We start from the raw sequence: 16,463 nt of genomic DNA on the forward strand, positions 1-16,463 counted from the left end.
ACCTGGCGCTATACGACGGCAAGAACCGCAGGGTCGCCTGAGCGCCAGACGTTGTCGATCGTGTTGTGCTTGATGACCCAGCCTTCACCCTGCCTTGCCAGTTCGATCTCGTAGCGGTTCTTCATCAGATAATGGCGAGTGGGATCGTTGCGCGGCACGTGCTGGGCTTCCACCAGTGCCTGCAGGTGCGCCGTGTCACCGTCGACGGTCACGCGCGGATTCGTCACGCAGTGGGTCGTATCGAGCGTCGCGAGAGAGCCCGTGAGGGCGGCAACGATCACCTCCCGGCCCTCGATGACCGGATACTCGAAGCCGGCTTTGGCGGCAGCCAGGCGAAAGTCCAGTACGGCGTTTTCCGAGAGAGAGGATGACAGCAGGCTGTTGTCGCGCAGGTCGATGCCGGCGGCAAAACGATGGAGGGCGTCGACGACGGCAAGCTTGTCGGCGGCGTCGCTGGCGAGAGTGGGTGAGATGGTCATGCGGTTTTCCCTGGTGTTGCGAAGGCTTGCGAAGTGCAGCCATTCCCGGTGTTGGCGCCCTTGCAGGCGCAATTGAGTGTGTTGCGTGGCGTCAGTCGAGATCCGCATCGATGCGTTCGATCAGGCCGGCAGTGCTGATCCGGATCCTGAGAGTACCGGTCTCGTGGCCGAAGTCGCCGGTGAAATCGACGTGGGCGATGGCGGAGAAATCATCAAGCGGCGCCAGCGACAGCAAGCGGGTAATGGTTTTATAGCCCACGAAAAACCGCTCCAGATAAACGCGTATCCTATCGGTGCCGGTGAAGGCGTCGCCCACCGAAACGTCGTCGATAACGGCATCGGCTTCAAACAGCGCAAGCACGCGCTCGACGTCGAAGGCGTTGGCGCCCTGTATGAAGGTATCAAGCAGCTTTTCCATGCGCTACTCCTCAAAGATCGACAATGGTGGTGTCGGCGATGGTGCCGGCAAAGCCGTTGCCGAACAGCATTGCAGGCGTCTGGAAGCCCGCGCGAGCTTCGCCGGCCAGCACGCGCCGTCCGGCCTCGGCGGCGGCGCTCGCCGTGAACGTGTAGCCATTGACCGTATCGAGTACCGACCGCAGCACGGCACCGTCGGCACCGGTGACCTCGGCCACCGCCTGATACCGGTTGGCAAGCCGTTCCTGCTCGCTGGGGCCGTCTGGCAGCGCCGCGAGTTCACCTTGCGGAAATCCTTCGCCGGTCACATGGACAAAGGCTTCGATATCGGGCACGCCGGTCGCGCGCCAGATCGTCACGAGATCGGGCAGCGTCACCTGGAAGCAGTCGACGGGGCCCTGGCCGAAGTCGAGCTTGCGGATCGCGCCGGGGGTGCTGGCCACGAGTTTTCCGCCGGCGCGCGCCAGGGTTTCGGCAGTGACGCTGGCCATGGCGCTGACGGCCGAGCCGCGCGACAGGCCACCCGAGACATGCATGGCGACCCGGATGCTGGCTGGGTTGCTGATTCTCGACACGGTTTGTCCGGCGAGGCAACCGAGCATCGCGACGCTGCCACCGCTGCCCGGCAGCAGCATCACGCCGGCGGCCCTGGCCTCGGCATCGAGCGTTTCGGCCAGGCGATAGCCGTCAAGTTCCGCAGCGACGTCGAGATAATGCACGCCATTGCGCATGCCGGCCCGCATCAGGATATCGGCGGTCATGGCGAACGGTCCCGCGCAGTTGAGCAGGACACCGACGCCGCGCAGCGCACGGTCAATGACGGCAGCGTCTTCGAGCGCGAAGACGCGGTATTCCACACCAAGGCTTGCGGCCAGCGGTGCCAGCGCCGCTTCATTGCGCCCCGCGAGGACCAGCGGCGTGCCCGCTGCCGATGCCTGCTGCGCCGCCATGCGGCCGGTATAGCCGGTCGCGCCATAGATCATCAATTTTTTCATGTCAGTGCTGCCTTCCCATGCAAGTAAATTCGAGGCGCTCGCCGTGCGGATCGCGCGCCTGGGCCGGTATCGCTGGCCCGATGTGTTGAGTGATGATGATAGGGCTGCCATCAACCGCGCACTCACCCGTTCCTCCTCGAAGCTTGCCTGTTTCTGCTTTCCCATTGCATGGTGCGCCAGCGCCTGCTAATGTCGAAACATGGAACAGCAAATGCAGGAACTGAGAGCACTGGCCGCAGGGGCGAGGAACCGGCGTACCGAAACCGGCATCCCGCGCGTGGCCATGGTGCAGGGCGAAATCCCGGAGCACCTGCTTGCCGCCGTGTATGACCCGATGGTCAACCTGATACTGACGGGATCGAAGACAATGACGGTCGGCGAGCGCAGCTTGCACTACGATCCGGCCACCTACTTCGTGATGTCGGTCGATCTGCCGGCTGTCGGGTCGGTGCATCCTGCCGCCACGGGCGAACCGTATCTGGCAGTCAGCCTGACGCTCGATCCCGCCATCGTCGCCGCGCTGATCCGCGACTTGCCGGTGAAGATATGCAGCACGCTGTCCGGCTCGGGCTTTTCGGTGGCGCCGGTCAGTGGCGAGCTGCTCGACGCGTGGATCCGCATGCTGCGGCTGATCGAGCGGCCTGACGAAATCTCCGTACTTGCTCCCGCTTACGAGCGCGAGATACTGTTCCGCGTGTTGCAGGGGCCGCTGGGCTGGATGCTGCGCGACATCGCGTCGCCCGATACGGCGCTTTCGCGTATCGGTGTCGCCATCAGCTGGATACGTAGCAACTTTACCCGGCAGATCAGGGTCGAGGCCCTGGCCGAGATGGCGGCATTGAGCGTGTCGGCATTCCACCGCCATTTCAAGGCGGTGACGGCATTGAGTCCCTTGCAGTATCAAAAACGTATCCGTTTGTTGCACGCGCGCTCGCTGCTGATCTCCGGCCAGGGCAGTGCGACATCGATCGCCTTCGGGGTCGGCTACGAAAGCCCGAATCAGTTCAGCCGGGAATATGCGCGCCTGTTCGGCCTGCCGCCGTCGAGGGACCTGGCGAAAGCCATGCAGCTGCTACGGCGTGGTGCCGATCACGGCGTCGCCGCACCCGGTGGAGTGCCACCTGAGCACTCACCGTAAAAACTGTCGTCCAGCAGCATGTCTTCAAAGAAGGCGCCATACGGCAGGGTCGGATGGCGCAGATGGATTTCCAGTATCCAGCGCATGCTCGATGGCGAAGAGCCCAGCTCGGCCAGCGCGCCGGCGTAAATGGTCGCATGCGGAAAATCCGATACGCGATGGCCGCCCAGGTCGAAGTTCAGTTCCCAGCCCAGCTTGCGCGCCGCTTCATCCGCCCAGGCATACAGGGCCTGGCCCGTCAGGCGCTCGCGCTGCCACACTTCCCGCACCGCGTGGAACAGCGCTTCGGCGTCGCGCGCGCAGCGGGCATAATCAAGCTGCGCCGCGCCCTGCCCCACCGTAAAGGTGGCGCCGCCATCGCCCTCCCAGGCGTCCACGCGCGGCGCGATATCGATAAAGAAGATGTCGTTTTCCTTGAGCACCACGCCGGGCTCGGAGGCGCGCTTCATGGCCCTGGTGGTGTTCGAGCCGAAGCGCACGCGCGTCGGGTGCCAGCTCAGCGCCAGGCCCATGTCGGCCAATACCTGCCTGGCCATGATGACGGCGTCTTCCTCGACCATGCCGGGCCGCACGCGCGCGGCGATGGCGGCAATCGCCTCGCGTGTCTTGCGGCGCGCCAGCAGCATGCCGTCTTCGGTAAAAGCGGGGCCGACTCGTTCGGCGGCCAGGGCGATTTCTTCCATGATTGATCCTTGTCAGGGGGCGCGGCCACGATGGCGCGCCTGCAAGGAAAGTATAGGTTTGCCGGCCTTTTCCATGGGGCGCTGGCTGGCGCGCTTTCCGGACAGCGTCACGCGCATTGCTGCCATCGCGCCGCGTCAGGCGCTGCGACTGGAAAAATTCAGACGGTACTGCGTGGCAGAGACACCGAGGCGGCGCCGGAACACCGTGCGCAGCTGGTCGGCGTTGCCCAGGCCGCAGCGCCAGGCGATGGTCTTCAACGGTTCATCGCTGGCCTCCAGCAGCGCGCGCGCCGCGTCCAGCCTGGCGCTTTCGATAAAGTGGGCGGGCGTGACGCCCAGTTCGCGCACGAACACACGGGCAAAATTGCGCGCGCTCATGGAAACCACCCGCGCCAGGGTTTCCACACCGAGGTTGCCCGCCAGATGATCGAGCACATATTGCCGCGCCTGCGCTACCGGCGAAGCGGCGTCCGGCATCGGCGTCAGATACGGGCTGAATTGCGACTGGCCACCCTGGCGCTGGGCGTAGACCACCAGCCGGCGCGCCACTTGCAGCGCCAGCGCAGCGCCGCCATCGATGGCCAGCAGGGATAGCGACAGGTCGATGCCTGCCGTCACGCCGGCCGAGCTGACCAGCGTGCCATCGTGCAGATACAGGCTGTCCGCATCGACCTGCGCCAGCGGGAACAGCGCCGCCAGTGCGGCCGCATCGTTCCAGTGGGTGGCGACTTTTTTGCCATCGAGCAGGCCGGCATGGCCGAGCAAAAAAGCGCCATTGCAGATCGAGCCGTGGCGCCGCGCCTTGCCTGCGGCCTGCGCCAGCCAGGCGCAGAGGGCCGCATCGCGCGGCTGCGCCGGCAGTCCCGGGCCACCGGCCACCAGCAGCAGATCGAACGCTTCCCGCGCTTCGCTGTAATGACGATGCGCGGCCAGCGGCAGGCCGTTCGAGCAGCGCATCAGGCCTTCGTGCGTGCCCAGCACCTCGATGCTGTAATGCTGCGCGGGTGGCAGAAAACTGTTCGCTTCGGCAAACACGTCCATCGGTCCGCTCACGTCGAGCGCCTGCACGCCGGGGAAGATCAGGATGGCGACGGTCGGCATTTATGAACGCGCCTGCGCCATGACGGCATCGCCGACCATTTCGGCCGTGGCGGCCGCCAGGGTCCAACCCAGGTGTCCGTGGCCGGTGTTGTAGAACACGCCGCCAGCCCTGCCTGGCCCAACTTTGGGCAGCATGTTCGGCAGCATCGGCCGCAAGCCGGCCCACGGCACCACCCTCCGCGTATTGACCTGCGGGAAATGCCGCTCGACCCAGTGCAGCAGCGGCGCCACGCGATCGGCGCGGATATCGCGGTTCTCGCCATTGAATTCGGCCGTGCCGGCCACGCGCAGACGGTCCATCCCGAGGCGGCTGCTGACCAGTTTGGTGGCGTCATCGAGCAGGCTGACGCTGGGCGCCGCCGCGCGGCTGGCCGCGTCGTCCAGGTGCACGGTGATCGAATAGCCTTTGACCGGGTACACGTTGACATGGTCGCCCAGCATGGCGGCCATGGCGCGGCTGGCCGTGCCGGCGCAGATCACGGCGGCATCGAACACGCTGCTGGCAGCATCGGTGGTGACGCGCACGCGGCCATTTTCACGCTGCAGCGAGGTGATCGACTGGCCGTACCGGCAGGCCACGCCACGGCGCAGGCAAGCCTCGGCCAGGCCGGTCGTGAATTTGTGGATGTCGCCGGTGGAATCGCTGTCGGTGTAGTAGCCGCCAAAGAATTCTCCGGCCAGGGCCGGCTCGATGGCGCGCATTTCGTCCGGCGTGACGGCGCGCCGCAGCAGACCGCCTTTTGCCAGCAGCAGCGACACGCCAGCTGCGCGCTCGAAGCCGGCGCGTTCGCGGTACACATGCAGGATGCCGGCGCGGCGGTGGTCGAAATCGATGGCTTCGTCGGCCGCCCACGCAAACAGGTGTTCGCGCGCGGCGATCGCCATGCGCGCGGTGGCGATGGTATTGCGTTCGTAGTGCGGCATGGCGGCCAAAAATTCGGCAAACCACGACAGCTTGTGCCAGCTGGGACGCGGGTGCAGCAGCAGCGGCGCGTCACGCCGGGCCATCCATCTCAATGCGTTCAATATCGTGTATTTGTGGTTCCACACTTCCGCGTGCGAGGCAGACAATTGCCCGCCATTGGCAAACGAGGTTTCCATGGCGGCGTAGCGCTGGCGCTCGATCAGGGTCACGTCCAAGCCCCGTTTCGCCAGCGCATAGGCGGTGGTCACGCCCGTGATGCCGGCGCCGATCACGGCCACTTTTGTCATGACTGCACCTTGCGCACCTGCGTGTCGCCCGCTTGCAGCACGCGGCCATCGTTGGCCACCACCTGCATGGTGTGTACCGGCGCACCGCTGCCTTTTTCCAGCAGGGTCGAATGCGCTTCGCCGGGATCGAACAGCTGCGCCTCGCCCCACTGGCGCAAGCCCACCACCACCGGGAACAGCGCCAGGCCCTTGGGTGTCAGCACATATTCCTGGTAGGCGGTGCCGTCAGACGCCGGCGCCACCGTAAAAATGCCCTCTTCGACCAGCCCTTGCAGGCGGTCGGCCAGGATATTGCGCGCCACGCCCAGGCTCTTCTGGAATTCGCCGAAGCGGCGCATGCCGTCAAAGGCGTCGCGCACGATCAGCAGCGCCCAGCGCTCGCCAACCACGTCGAGCGCGCGCGCCACCGGGCAGGGATCGGACCGCAAACTCTTGCGCTTGGCCATCAGAGGTCTCCAGGAATCAGTGGTTGCATTTTAAAACTTGCCGGCATAAACTCCAACTGGTTTTAATTTGAAACCACTTTAGGATACCTATGCGCGATACCAACTCCCCCGTTGCCACCGTTTCCAGGCCGCTGGTCTGGCTGTTTGCCTGTGCCGCCGCTCTGTCGGTGGCCAATGTGTATTACGCCCAGCCCCTGCTCGACACGCTGGCGCTGGAATTCGGCATGACAGCCGCGCGCAGCGGCATGGTGGTCACCGCCACCCAGGCCGGCTGCGCGCTGGCGCTGCTGCTGGTGGTGCCGCTGGGCGACATGCTGAACCGGCGCCGCCTGACCCTGCTGCAACTGGGGCTGCTGGGCGCCAGCCTGGCGGCGCTGGCCTGCGCCACCTCGACCGCCGCCCTGCTGGCCGGCATGCTGCTGGTGGGCTTGTTGGGCACGGCCATGACGCAGGGGCTGATCGCCTATGCGGCCAGCGTGGCGCCCGGCCATGAACGGGGCCGCGTGGTCGGCACGGCCCAGGGCGGCGTGGTGATCGGCCTGCTGCTGGCGCGCACCTTGTCGGGCGTGGTGACGGATCTGGCCGGCTGGCGCGCCGTGTATTTGCTATCGGCGGGCCTGTCGCTGGCCCTGCTGTTGCTGCTGTGGCGCATGCTGCCGCCACCGGTGGTGCCGGCGCGCAAACTGCCTTACGGCGCACTGCTGGCGTCGATGTTTGATCTGCTGAAAACCCATCGCGTGCTGCAGGTACGCGGCGTGCTGGCGCTGCTGCTGTTTGCCGCCTTCAGCATTTTCTGGAGCGCGCTGGTGTTTCCCTTGCGCGCGCAAGGCTACAGCCATGCGGCCATCGGCGCCTTCGGGCTGGTCGGCGTGGCCGGGGCGCTGGGCGCGGCGCGCGCGGGAGCCATGGCCGACCGGGGCCGCGCGCAAGCGACGACGGGGGCGGCGCTGCTGCTTTTGCTCGCCTCGTGGCTGCCGTTGGCGTTTGCCGGCAGCGCGCTGTGGCCGCTGGTGGTGGGCATCATCGCGCTGGACCTGGCGGGCCAGGCGATTCACGTGACCAACCAAAGCCTGATCTTCAAGCACGACAGCGACGCGCACAGCCGCCTGGTGGCGTGCTACATGCTGTTTTATGCGGTAGGGAGCGGACTGGGGGCGATCGCCGCCACCAGTGTGTATGCGCTGGTGGGCTGGCATGGGGTGTGCGCGCTGGGCGCGGCGGTCAGCTTGCTTGCCCTGCTATTCTGGCGGTGGAGCTTGCCGAGCAACTAACTGCTGGGGTCAGACCCCCGTCACTGTTGGCGATGACCTTTGCGTTAGCGGTGTTGAGGGTCTGACCCCTGCTTCAACTCAATTCAGCAGCGCCGTAGTCGAACCATGGCGGTAGGTTTTCAATGCATCGGGCTGGATCTGGATCAGCGAGCCGCTGACCTTGATCAGGTGCAGGTCTGTCAACTGGTGCAGCACGCGCGACAGGGTAGCCGGCGCCAGGTTCAGGAACGAGGCCAGCAGGCTTTTTTTCAGGTCCAGCTTGACTTCGTTCGAGCGCTGCTGGTCCGACGCCTGCAGCAGGTATTCGACCACGCGCTGGGTGGCGTTCTGCACCGAGCAGCGTTCAACATTGCGGATGAAACCCATCAGGTGGTGCGACAGGCTGTTCATCATCTGGCGCGCGATGCGCGGCGACTGGTCCAGCAGGCGCAGTAGCGCGTGCGGCGGAATCCGCAGCAGCAGGCAGTGTTCGAGCGCTTCGGCGCAGAAAGGATAGGGTTCGTCGAGGAAGATCATGGCTTCGCCGAAGCTCTGGCCAGGGCGGATCAGTTCGAGGACCTTGTCGGTGCCTTCCATCGAAAACACGCTCAGCTTGACGAGGCCAAAGACGACCACGTAAGCGCCTTCCGCCACTTCGCCCTTGCGGAACAGGACCTTGCCTTTTTCTACTTCGACACGCACCACATCCTGGCGCAATTGTTCGAGCTGCGAAGGGGAAATATGGCGAAACAGAGCTTGGCTCGACAACAAGCCGTCGACGTTGACCTTATGCATGACACTCTCTTCATTTGATTAGCGAATAACTAAGTGTAATGGCAGGGCAGCGTCAAGACCATACGTCAAAGGGAGTAGGATAAAACTAGCCAAAAGCGGCATGCAGATCAATTTTTGCGGCTTTGCCTGGAGAACTTACTTGCCCAAGTTGCGCTCCACCGCATACACGGCGATCTGCACGCGGCTGCTCAATTTGAGTTTTTTCAGGATGTTCTGCACATGGATCTTGACGGTGCTTTCGGCCACGTCGAGCTGGCGCGCGATTTCCTTGTTGCTCATGCCTTGCGCCAGGCAGGCCATCGCTTCGCGTTCGCGCGGCGTGAGCTTGTCGTAATCGGCTTCGGGCGACGCTTGCCCGCTGCGGAACTGCGACACCAGCTTGGCCGTCATGGCGTCGGCGATCACCGACTCGCCGGCGGCAGCGCGCAGTATCGCCTGGCCCAGCTGCTCGGCCTCGATGTTTTTCAGCAGGTAGCCGCGCGCGCCGGCGCGCAGGGCCGCGCCCAGGTCGGCTGCGTTTTCGGACACCGTCAGCATCAGCACCACCATCTCGGGCCATTCCAGCAGGATCTGCTGCAGCGCTTCCACGCCCGACAGGCCGGGCATGTTCAGGTCCATCAGCACCACGTCGGGCTGCAGCTGGCCCGCCAGCGCGATGCCGTCGAGACCATTTGCCGCCTCGCCCACCACCTGGAATTGCGGGTTGCGCTGCAACAGCAGCTTGACGCCGCTGCGCAGCAAGGTATGGTCGTCGACCAGCAGGATGGTGATGGGTGGGTTGATTGGAGCGTTCACTATGATGAGTTCTACCTGGTTATCTGTTAGGCGGTCTGGCGCCGTGCTTCCGGCAAGGCCAGCGAGATCGTTGTGCCCTCGCCTGGCGTGCTGTCGATGGCAAAGCGCGCACCGAGCCGCTCGGCCCTTTCCTGCATGATGCGCAGGCCGATCTGCACTTCGGTTTTTTTGTCGCGCAAATTGGCCGCAAAGCCTTCGCCATCATCGCGCACCTGCAGCGAAAAGTCGCGGCTGTTGTCGACGATGACCTGCACCGCGCTGGCCTGCGCATGCTTGCGGATATTCGACAGCGCTTCCTGCACGATGAACAGCACTTGCAGCTGCTGTTCGGGCGCCAGCGGCGCACCGTTGCCGGTCATGTGCAGGGCGCCGGCGATGCCGGTCTGCAGTTCGAACTTGTCGAGCACCTCGGCCAGCTTGCCTTCGAGGTCGCTGCCATGCCAGCGGGTGCGGAAATTGACCAGCAGTTCGCGCACATCCTGGTAGCTCTGCTCGACGCCCATGCGCATCAGCGGCAGCACTTCGGCCGCTTCACCGAGTTCGCCGCGACGCACCGAATCGTCGAGCATCTGCACTTGCAGGCTGATGAAATTGAGGCTTTGCGCGATGCTGTCGTGCAGGCCTTCTGCCAGCAGGCTGCGTTCGCGCGCGACGGCAAATTCCTTTTCGCGCGCGATCAGGCGCTGGTTGTCGATCGCGATGCCCAGGCTGTGGCCCAGGGTTTCAAGCCAGCCATGCTGCTGCTCTCCCAGCACGGTGGTTTTCACGAAGTGCAGGGAAAAACTGCCGATCGGCTTTTCGCGCACCACGATGGGAAACACGGCGATCGCGCTGAAGCCCTCTTCCTGGCAGCGGAAGCGTTCCACCGCCCCGGCCTTGCGGAAATCGCGGATCTGGATCACCCCCTGCGCCACCGCCGCGCCGCACAGGCAGTCGTTATTGCGCATGCAGTGCTCTTCTTCCAGCATGGCGTCGGAGATGCCTTCATGGACCACGATATGCACCGTGTCGTTGAGCGGATCGAGTATGCGCACCGTGCCGCCCACCGCACTGGAAAAATCCATTACATGGCGCAGGAAGCCACGGCACAATGCATCGATGGCGTGCTGTCCCGCCAGCAGGGAAGAAATCTCCTGCAGCGTTGCCAGTTGCCGCTCCTGCGCGGCGCTCAGGGCAGCCGGCAGCTGCGCCTGGCGGCGCTGGCGCCAGCGCGAGGCGGGCAATTGTTTGCGGGAGGAAGAGCTACGCGGCACAGGCATGACAGAATCGATTCATCCAAAAAGTCCCGGCGTGGCGGCACGCCGGAAGCAACAACATTACAGGCGGATCTCGGTACCGAGCAGCTTGACGAATTGCGCCAGCCAGGCCGGATGCGCAGGCCAGGCCGGCGCCGTGACGAACTGGCCGTCCGTCACCGCCTCGGTCACGGCGATGTCGGCATACTCGCCGCCGGCCAGCTTGACCTCGGGCGCGCAGGCCGGGTAAGCGGAAATGCGCTTGCCGCGAATGACGTCGGCGGCGGCCAGCAATTGCGCGCCGTGGCAGACGGCAGCCACCGGCTTGCCGGCTTCGACAAAGTGGCGCACGCAAGCGAGCACCTTGTCGTTCAGGCGCAGGTATTCGGGTGCGCGGCCACCGGCGATCATCAGCGCGTCATAGTCGCCCGCCGATACCTCGTCGAAGCTGGCGTTGAGCGCAAACAGGTGGCCCGGTTTTTCGGTGTAGGTCTGGTCGCCCTCGAAATCGTGGATGGCCGTCTTGATCGTTTCACCGCTTTTCTTGCCGGGGCAGACGGCGTGCACGGTGTGGCCCAGCATCAGCATGGCCTGGAAAGGCACCATCGTTTCATAATCTTCTGCAAAATCGCCGGTCAAAAACAGAATTTTTTTCGCTGCCATTTGGTTCTCCCATGAAAGATCGTTGCGTTAACATGCACCACAAACGTGCGCCTGCCCCTATTACCCGCTATCTTACTGCGATCAACGCCGCTTGCCTGCCTTTTCCCGACATTATCAAACAATTACATTGCGCTGCACAACAAGCAGCCGCCGCCCTGCCCGCACAAATGGCGGCAAGTTATGGCAACATCAAGCTCCCTCAATCTTTCAGTGGAAACGCCATGATTTTTGAAATTGCCCATATCCAGGTCAAGACCGGTAGCCACGCCGCCTTCGAAGCGGCCGTCACCAAAGCCGTGCCGCTGTTCAAGGGCGCGCAGGGCTGCGAGTCGATGCGCCTGGAACGCTCGATAGAAAATACCGATGCCTATCGCCTGGTGGTGGGCTGGAGCACGCTGGAAGACCATACCGTGCATTTTCGCGGCAGCGAGGCGTTCCAGTCCTGGCGCGCGCTGGTCGGCGAATTTTTTGCCGTGCCACCACAGGTCGAACACATGAACACAGTGGTGGCGGGCTTCTAGGAAAAACTCAGGCTGCCGGGTGGTGAAACACCTGGCGCAAGTAGGCGAGGAAAGTCTCGTCCTTGCACAGCGTCTTGCCCGGCGAGTCGGACAGCTTGGCCACCGACTGGCCGTTGCAGCGCACCAGCTTCATGACGATATTGAGCGGCGTCAGGCCAACGTCGTTGGTGAGGTTGGTGCCGATGCCAAAACCGGTCATGATGCGGTCGGCAAAATGCTGGTACAGCGCGAACGCTTTTTCCAGGTTCAGGCCGTCGGAGAACACCAATCGCTTGGTGTTGGCGTCGATGCGCAGCGCCGCATAGTGGGCCAGCGCTTTTTCGCCCCACTCGACCGGATCGCCCGAATCGTGGCGCAGGCCGTCGAACAGCTTGGCAAAATACAGGTCGAAGTCGGCCAGGAAGGCGTCCATGCCGACCACGTCGGTCAGGGCTATGCCCAGGTCGCCACGGTATTCCTGCACCCAGTCTTCCAGCGCGGCCTTCTGGAAGTCGCGCAGGCGCACGCCAAACGACTGGAACGATTGCATGTATTCATGGGCCATGGTGCCGATCGGCACGATACCGAGCTGCTTGGCCAGGTAGACGTTCGAGGTGCCCTTGAAGTACTCGGGCACTTCGCGCGCCAGGCGCTGCACCACTTCGTCGTGCCAGGCACCGGAAAAACGGCGGCGCACGCCGAAGTCGGAAAATTCGAACGGCTGCTTGCGGCGCGGCAGCTTGCCGAACTCCTTCAGCGCCGCCACCTTGGCGCTCAATCGCGCACGGCCTTCGGTCAGCGCTTCGTCCAGATTGAAGCGACGGAAATACAGCTCGTTGACGATATACAGCACGAAGATTTCAAAGCCCATCACATGCACTTGCGGACCGGCCGCATGCACCACCAGCTGGTCGCCATCGGTGCTCACTTCGATGAATTTGCGCTGGAAGCGGAATACCGTCAGGAAGTCGACAAAGTCGCTTTTCATGAAGCGCAAGGTGCGCAGATAGGCCAGCTCGTCGTCGGCAAACGACATCGAGCACAGGTGGTCAAGCTGCTCTTCGACCTCGCTTTTCAGTTCGGCCAGCGGATAGGCTGGCGCATTCCTGCAGACGAATTCGTATTCGGTATGGGTATTCGGATGACCGTGCAGCAAGGCTTGCCACATCGTGAATTTGTACAGATCGGTTTCCAGCAGGCTGCGTACTATCGGGGTCATGTATTGTTTCTCCACTTTACTGTAGCCAGAATAGTACGCCTTTGCCGGCCTTTCGGTTGTGCGCGCTGTACCAGCCTCTTCAGGCCGCCTGGTTGGCCAGCCATTCCGGCAGGATATCGTTTGACGTCGCCAGCCGCGCGCCGCGCGCCAGCATGGCGGCAAGAAACTCGCGCTGCTGGGCTTCGAAGCCGGGAACCGGGCTCATGCAGTCGGTCAGCAGCACCAGCTTGGCCAGTGCCGCCTTGCCCTGCTGCGCTTCCAGATAGTCGGCGATATGCTCGGTACTGGCTTTCACGCAGTGGCTACCGGCCTCGCCGCAGATATAAATCTGCTCTGCCGACACCAGCGTGTCGAGAAAGTTGGTATTGAGCTGGGTGGCCGGGTCCTGCGGGTCAGGCACTTCAGCCATCACCGCCGAGTAATGCTCGGTCCAGGGATTCGAGCCTTTCGACAGCTTCGCCACCACTTGCAGCTGCTGCACTTCCCAGCCGTTATAGGCGGCGCGCACGGCGGCATGGATATTCTGGCCCCAGGAGCCGATCTCGCAGTGCACCGGCCACACCATCAACTGGTAGCGCCCGGCGCTTTCCAGTGCATCGAGGTAGGCCTGCGCGCGCGGCAAGGCGCCAGCGGCGGCCGGCACAAAGGCACCATCGCGCAGCTGCTGCGCGCTGATCTGGGTGAATGGCGCAACAGGGCCGCCATCGCCGGTGCGCCAGAAGGTGGGGTGGGCGATATCGTAGCGGTGATGGGCGTCGAGCGTGACGCTGATCTGCGCAAGGCCGGCGCCGCCGTCGCGGATCAGGCCAGCCACGCGCAGCATGTCCTGGTGCGCGCCGGTGACGGGCAGGCTGGGTGCGTAGCCGCCGGGTAGCGACTCGGCGGGCAAGTCGCAAAAATCGTTTTGCGGGTCGATCACAAGCAGGTGCAGCTGGCGTTTCATGGCGATCCTCGTGCGTGGCGGGAATGTCGATGATAATAGGAACTTCGCCACCACGCCAACTCACGCCCGCCGATGAACCTTCCCGCCCGCAATCCCCTGAGCGCCAACAAGCTGCTGCACAGCAAATGGACGGCCGCCCTGCCCGTCAACAAGGAAAAGCATTTTATCGTCATCAAGGTGATTGAACCGGAGTTGCCGGGCGCACCGGTGACCGAGGTGGAACTGCAGGCGGTGCACTCGCAGCGCGTGCAAACGCTGCCATGGCGCGCGCTGCAGGACGCCAGCGTCTGGCGCCAGGGCTGGATTTGATCAGGCGCCGGTGACGAACTTGCGCTGGCGCGATTCGACCAGCGCCTGCGCCGCGTCCGCCGCCTGCTCCTGCGCTTCGGCTTCGGTGGCAAACAGGTGGTCGGCCCTGACGCGCTGCTTGCTCGTCACATTGTAGCGGTGCATGGGATTGGGCGACGGCGTGAAGATGGCGACATACGCGCCCCAGGTACCGCAACCGGGCAAGCGTTCGGCGGTGTAATCAATTTCATAACAACCAACATATTTGATCGGCACGAGGTCTGCTCCATGAAAGAAAGATGGATTAATTCCGGTCGCGCTCACGCAGGAAGTTTACGGAAAATCAAGGGTACATAAAATATATCACTTTTGCGGCGCAGCAAAGGGGCTGCACGGCACGAATGTGTATTTACTTGATCTCGTGGCGTGAAATGAAAAACAGCCGCCAGAACCGGCGGCACAATGAAAAACGGCGCCGTGAGCACGGCGCCGCAAGGGGATACAAGGGAACGGCGAAATCAGGCAACCAGCGCTTCGATGGTGGCGCGGCCTTTGGCCAACGTCGCGGCAATCGCTTCTTCGCCCAGCGCCACGCCTTCGGCTTGCACGAAGGTGATGTCGGTAATGCCGATAAAGCCCAGCGCCGCGCGCAGATAGGTGCTCAGGAAGTCATAGCCGGCGCCAGGGCCTTCGCTGTACACGCCGCCGCTGGCGGTGACGATATACGCTTTCTTGCCGGTGGCCAGGCCGACCGGGCCGGTAGCCGTGTACTGGAAGGTGCGGCCGGCGCGCGCCACGTGGTCGATCCACGCTTTCACGGTCGATGGCACGGAAAAATTGTACATCGGCGCGGCCAGCACCAGCACGTCGGCGGCCAGCAGTTCATCGACCAGGGTATCGGAAATCCGGATGTCGGTGACCGCTTGTTCGCTGCGCTGGTCAGCTGGCGTGAAGAAGGCGCCCATCATGGCTTCGGTCAGGTGCGGCACTGGCTGGGCAGCCAGGTCGCGCGTGACAACGGTGTGGCCTTGCGCTGCCAGTTTGGCGACCAGTTCGCCCGACAACTGGCGCGACAAAGAACCGTTGTTGCGCACGCTGCTATTGATGTGAAGTACGTTTGCCATGATCTATCCTTTAAACGAGTTGGGATGCGCTGCTGCGCTTGCACTTATCTTAGTCCGCATCTACTATCGATGAAAGCGTGTAAATTTCAATCGTTATTATCGATTTTATGAATATGAATTGTGTATGAGAGAGCCAGGCCAACCATCGCTGGACCAGCTGCGCGTATTTGTCGCCGTGATCGACGCGGGCGGCTTCGCCCATGCGGCGCGCCAGCTGCACCGCACGCAATCGGTGATCAGCTACACCATCGCCAACCTGGAAGAGCAGCTCAATGTAGTGCTGCTTGACCGCAGCAAGCGCAAGCCAACCCTGACCGACGCCGGCAAGGCCCTGCTGGCCGACGCGCGCACGGTGGCGCTGAAGGTGGACGCCATGCGCGCGCGCGCCAAGGCGCTGGCCGGCGGGCTGGAAGCCGAAGTATCGGTAGTGATCGACGTGATGTTCCCTACCTGCGTGCTGGTGCGCATCCTGGAAGCGTTCCAGGCACAGTTCCCCACCGTCGCCCTGCGCCTGCGCATCGAGGGCATGGGCATGGTGACGCAACTGGTGCAGGACGGCAGCTGTCACCTGGGCGTGGGCGGCTGGATGTCGTCCAGCGCCGACGCCTTCGAGCGCCTGGCGGCCGGCTATGTGCGCCTGATCCCGGTGGCCGCGCCGGCGCATGCGCTGGCGCAGATGGAAGGACCCATCCTGCCCGCAGTGGCGCGAGAGCACGTGCAACTGGTGCTGAGCGACCATAGCAGCCTGACCGCAGGCCAGGATTTCGGCGTGCTGGGCCTGCGCAACTGGCGCCTGGGCGACCTCGGCTCCAAGCACGCGCTGCTGCGCGCCGGCCTGGGTTGGGGCAATATGCCCGAATCGATGGTGCGCGAAGACCTGGCCAGCGGCCGCCTGGTGCCGCTGCATCTGTCGGTCGACAGCGGCGAGGATTATCCGATCTATCTGATACAGCGCGCCGACACGCCGCCGGGGCAGGCGGGCAAATGGCTGATGGAACGGTTTGCGGAGCAGTTGCCGCTGTTGCTGGAAAGAGGTTTCTAGATAATTGAGCGCGAAGGTATGATACTCACCCCAAAAGCAAACCCCGGGGTCGGACCCTGAGGGTGTTTAGTCGGCAGACATGGGTAACACTTTGTCGGGAGACATAGGTTACACATTGGGCTTCCATTTTACGGCGAA

At 63.7% G+C, this 16,463-nt stretch carries 20 protein-coding genes; 5 read left to right on the forward strand and 15 right to left on the reverse strand.

All coding sequences use genetic code 11. The annotated features are described in order from the left end of the window. Positions 1-8: 8 nt before the first annotated feature. The 3 genes from AC0Z42_RS21530 to AC0Z42_RS21540 all read right to left on the reverse strand — a co-directional run bounded on the left by AC0Z42_RS21530 (position 9) and on the right by AC0Z42_RS21540 (position 2,056). The gene (locus tag AC0Z42_RS21530; RefSeq protein WP_485470223.1) at positions 9-479 is read right to left on the reverse strand and encodes a nuclear transport factor 2 family protein; all 471 of its coding nucleotides are present in this window, start codon (positions 477-479) and stop codon (positions 9-11) included. Positions 480-570: 91 nt separating this feature from the next. Continuing rightward, positions 571-897 (reverse strand): nuclear transport factor 2 family protein, encoded by a 327-nt coding sequence (locus tag AC0Z42_RS21535; protein WP_485470224.1) that lies wholly within the window; start codon positions 895-897, stop codon positions 571-573. Positions 898-907: 10 nt separating this feature from the next. Then, positions 908-2,056, reverse strand: a complete 1,149-nt coding sequence (locus AC0Z42_RS21540; protein WP_485470225.1) for a saccharopine dehydrogenase family protein — start codon at positions 2,054-2,056, stop codon at positions 908-910. A gap of 46 nt (positions 2,057-2,102) precedes the next feature. Between AC0Z42_RS21540 and AC0Z42_RS21545 the strand changes: the two genes are divergently transcribed. Continuing rightward, a complete protein-coding gene (locus AC0Z42_RS21545) occupies positions 2,103-3,029 on the forward strand; it encodes an AraC family transcriptional regulator (RefSeq protein ID WP_485470226.1) in 927 nt (308 codons plus the stop codon). On the opposite strand, the gene AC0Z42_RS21550 is transcribed toward AC0Z42_RS21545, so the two are convergent. The 4 genes from AC0Z42_RS21550 to AC0Z42_RS21565 form a co-directional block, all read right to left on the reverse strand. Then, positions 2,981-3,712, reverse strand: a complete 732-nt coding sequence (locus AC0Z42_RS21550; protein ID WP_485470227.1) for a M24 family metallopeptidase — start codon at positions 3,710-3,712, stop codon at positions 2,981-2,983. The two genes, AC0Z42_RS21545 and AC0Z42_RS21550, sit on opposite strands and share 49 nt — an antisense overlap. Positions 3,713-3,847: 135 nt before the next feature. Continuing rightward, positions 3,848-4,813 carry a GlxA family transcriptional regulator gene (locus AC0Z42_RS21555; RefSeq protein ID WP_485470228.1) on the reverse strand — a complete coding sequence of 322 codons (966 nt, stop codon included), beginning with the start codon at positions 4,811-4,813 and terminating at the stop codon, positions 3,848-3,850. Then, positions 4,814-6,025 (reverse strand): D-amino acid dehydrogenase, encoded by a 1,212-nt coding sequence (locus tag AC0Z42_RS21560; RefSeq protein WP_485470229.1) that lies wholly within the window; start codon positions 6,023-6,025, stop codon positions 4,814-4,816. Beyond that, positions 6,022-6,471 carry a winged helix-turn-helix transcriptional regulator gene (locus tag AC0Z42_RS21565; RefSeq protein WP_485470230.1) on the reverse strand — a complete coding sequence of 150 codons (450 nt, stop codon included), beginning with the start codon at positions 6,469-6,471 and terminating at the stop codon, positions 6,022-6,024. Before AC0Z42_RS21565 ends, AC0Z42_RS21560 begins: the two co-directional genes overlap by 4 nt. Positions 6,472-6,560: 89 nt before the next feature. Between AC0Z42_RS21565 and AC0Z42_RS21570 the strand changes: the two genes are divergently transcribed. After that, positions 6,561-7,742 carry an MFS transporter gene (locus AC0Z42_RS21570; RefSeq protein WP_485470231.1) on the forward strand — a complete coding sequence of 394 codons (1,182 nt, stop codon included), beginning with the start codon at positions 6,561-6,563 and terminating at the stop codon, positions 7,740-7,742. A 78-nt stretch (positions 7,743-7,820) separates the two neighbouring features. On the opposite strand, the gene AC0Z42_RS21575 is transcribed toward AC0Z42_RS21570, so the two are convergent. The 4 genes from AC0Z42_RS21575 to AC0Z42_RS21590 all read right to left on the reverse strand — a co-directional run bounded on the left by AC0Z42_RS21575 (position 7,821) and on the right by AC0Z42_RS21590 (position 11,209). After that, the gene (locus tag AC0Z42_RS21575) at positions 7,821-8,516 is read right to left on the reverse strand and encodes a Crp/Fnr family transcriptional regulator (protein ID WP_308922625.1); all 696 of its coding nucleotides are present in this window, start codon (positions 8,514-8,516) and stop codon (positions 7,821-7,823) included. Positions 8,517-8,651: 135 nt separating this feature from the next. After that, positions 8,652-9,311 carry a response regulator gene (locus AC0Z42_RS21580; protein WP_485470232.1) on the reverse strand — a complete coding sequence of 220 codons (660 nt, stop codon included), beginning with the start codon at positions 9,309-9,311 and terminating at the stop codon, positions 8,652-8,654. A gap of 26 nt (positions 9,312-9,337) precedes the next feature. Next, complete coding sequence (locus tag AC0Z42_RS21585; RefSeq protein WP_485470233.1) at positions 9,338-10,570, reverse strand: GAF domain-containing sensor histidine kinase; 1,233 nt, start codon at positions 10,568-10,570, stop codon at positions 9,338-9,340. Between the two features lie 57 nt (positions 10,571-10,627). Beyond that, positions 10,628-11,209 (reverse strand): DJ-1/PfpI family protein, encoded by a 582-nt coding sequence (locus AC0Z42_RS21590; RefSeq protein ID WP_485470234.1) that lies wholly within the window; start codon positions 11,207-11,209, stop codon positions 10,628-10,630. 221 nt (positions 11,210-11,430) lie between these two features. Between AC0Z42_RS21590 and AC0Z42_RS21595 the strand changes: the two genes are divergently transcribed. Next, positions 11,431-11,730, forward strand: a complete 300-nt coding sequence (locus tag AC0Z42_RS21595; RefSeq protein ID WP_485470235.1) for an antibiotic biosynthesis monooxygenase family protein — start codon at positions 11,431-11,433, stop codon at positions 11,728-11,730. 7 nt (positions 11,731-11,737) lie between these two features. Here AC0Z42_RS21595 and pncB read toward each other — a convergent pair whose 3' ends face one another. Next, complete coding sequence (gene pncB, locus AC0Z42_RS21600; protein ID WP_485470236.1) at positions 11,738-12,928, reverse strand: nicotinate phosphoribosyltransferase; 1,191 nt, start codon at positions 12,926-12,928, stop codon at positions 11,738-11,740. Positions 12,929-13,007: 79 nt separating this feature from the next. Beyond that, positions 13,008-13,871, reverse strand: coding sequence for a cysteine hydrolase family protein (locus AC0Z42_RS21605; protein WP_485470237.1), 864 nt, complete (start codon positions 13,869-13,871; stop codon positions 13,008-13,010). A gap of 72 nt (positions 13,872-13,943) precedes the next feature. Here AC0Z42_RS21605 and AC0Z42_RS21610 point away from each other — a divergent pair, with 72 nt between their 5' ends. Beyond that, complete coding sequence (locus AC0Z42_RS21610; RefSeq protein WP_485470238.1) at positions 13,944-14,180, forward strand: TIGR02450 family Trp-rich protein; 237 nt, start codon at positions 13,944-13,946, stop codon at positions 14,178-14,180. Here the strand turns inward: AC0Z42_RS21610 and AC0Z42_RS21615 are convergent, their stop codons facing one another. Together AC0Z42_RS21615 and AC0Z42_RS21620 are read right to left on the reverse strand one after the other, a co-directional pair. Continuing rightward, positions 14,181-14,435, reverse strand: a complete 255-nt coding sequence (locus AC0Z42_RS21615) for a hypothetical protein (RefSeq protein ID WP_485470239.1) — start codon at positions 14,433-14,435, stop codon at positions 14,181-14,183. A gap of 242 nt (positions 14,436-14,677) precedes the next feature. Then, positions 14,678-15,283 carry an FMN-dependent NADH-azoreductase gene (locus AC0Z42_RS21620; RefSeq protein WP_485470240.1) on the reverse strand — a complete coding sequence of 202 codons (606 nt, stop codon included), beginning with the start codon at positions 15,281-15,283 and terminating at the stop codon, positions 14,678-14,680. A gap of 124 nt (positions 15,284-15,407) precedes the next feature. Here AC0Z42_RS21620 and AC0Z42_RS21625 point away from each other — a divergent pair, with 124 nt between their 5' ends. Then, positions 15,408-16,325, forward strand: coding sequence for a LysR family transcriptional regulator (locus tag AC0Z42_RS21625; protein ID WP_485470241.1), 918 nt, complete (start codon positions 15,408-15,410; stop codon positions 16,323-16,325). The last annotated feature ends 138 nt before the right edge of the window (positions 16,326-16,463 follow it).

The organism is Janthinobacterium sp. 1L-D-8-B-C4, assembly GCF_057291295.1.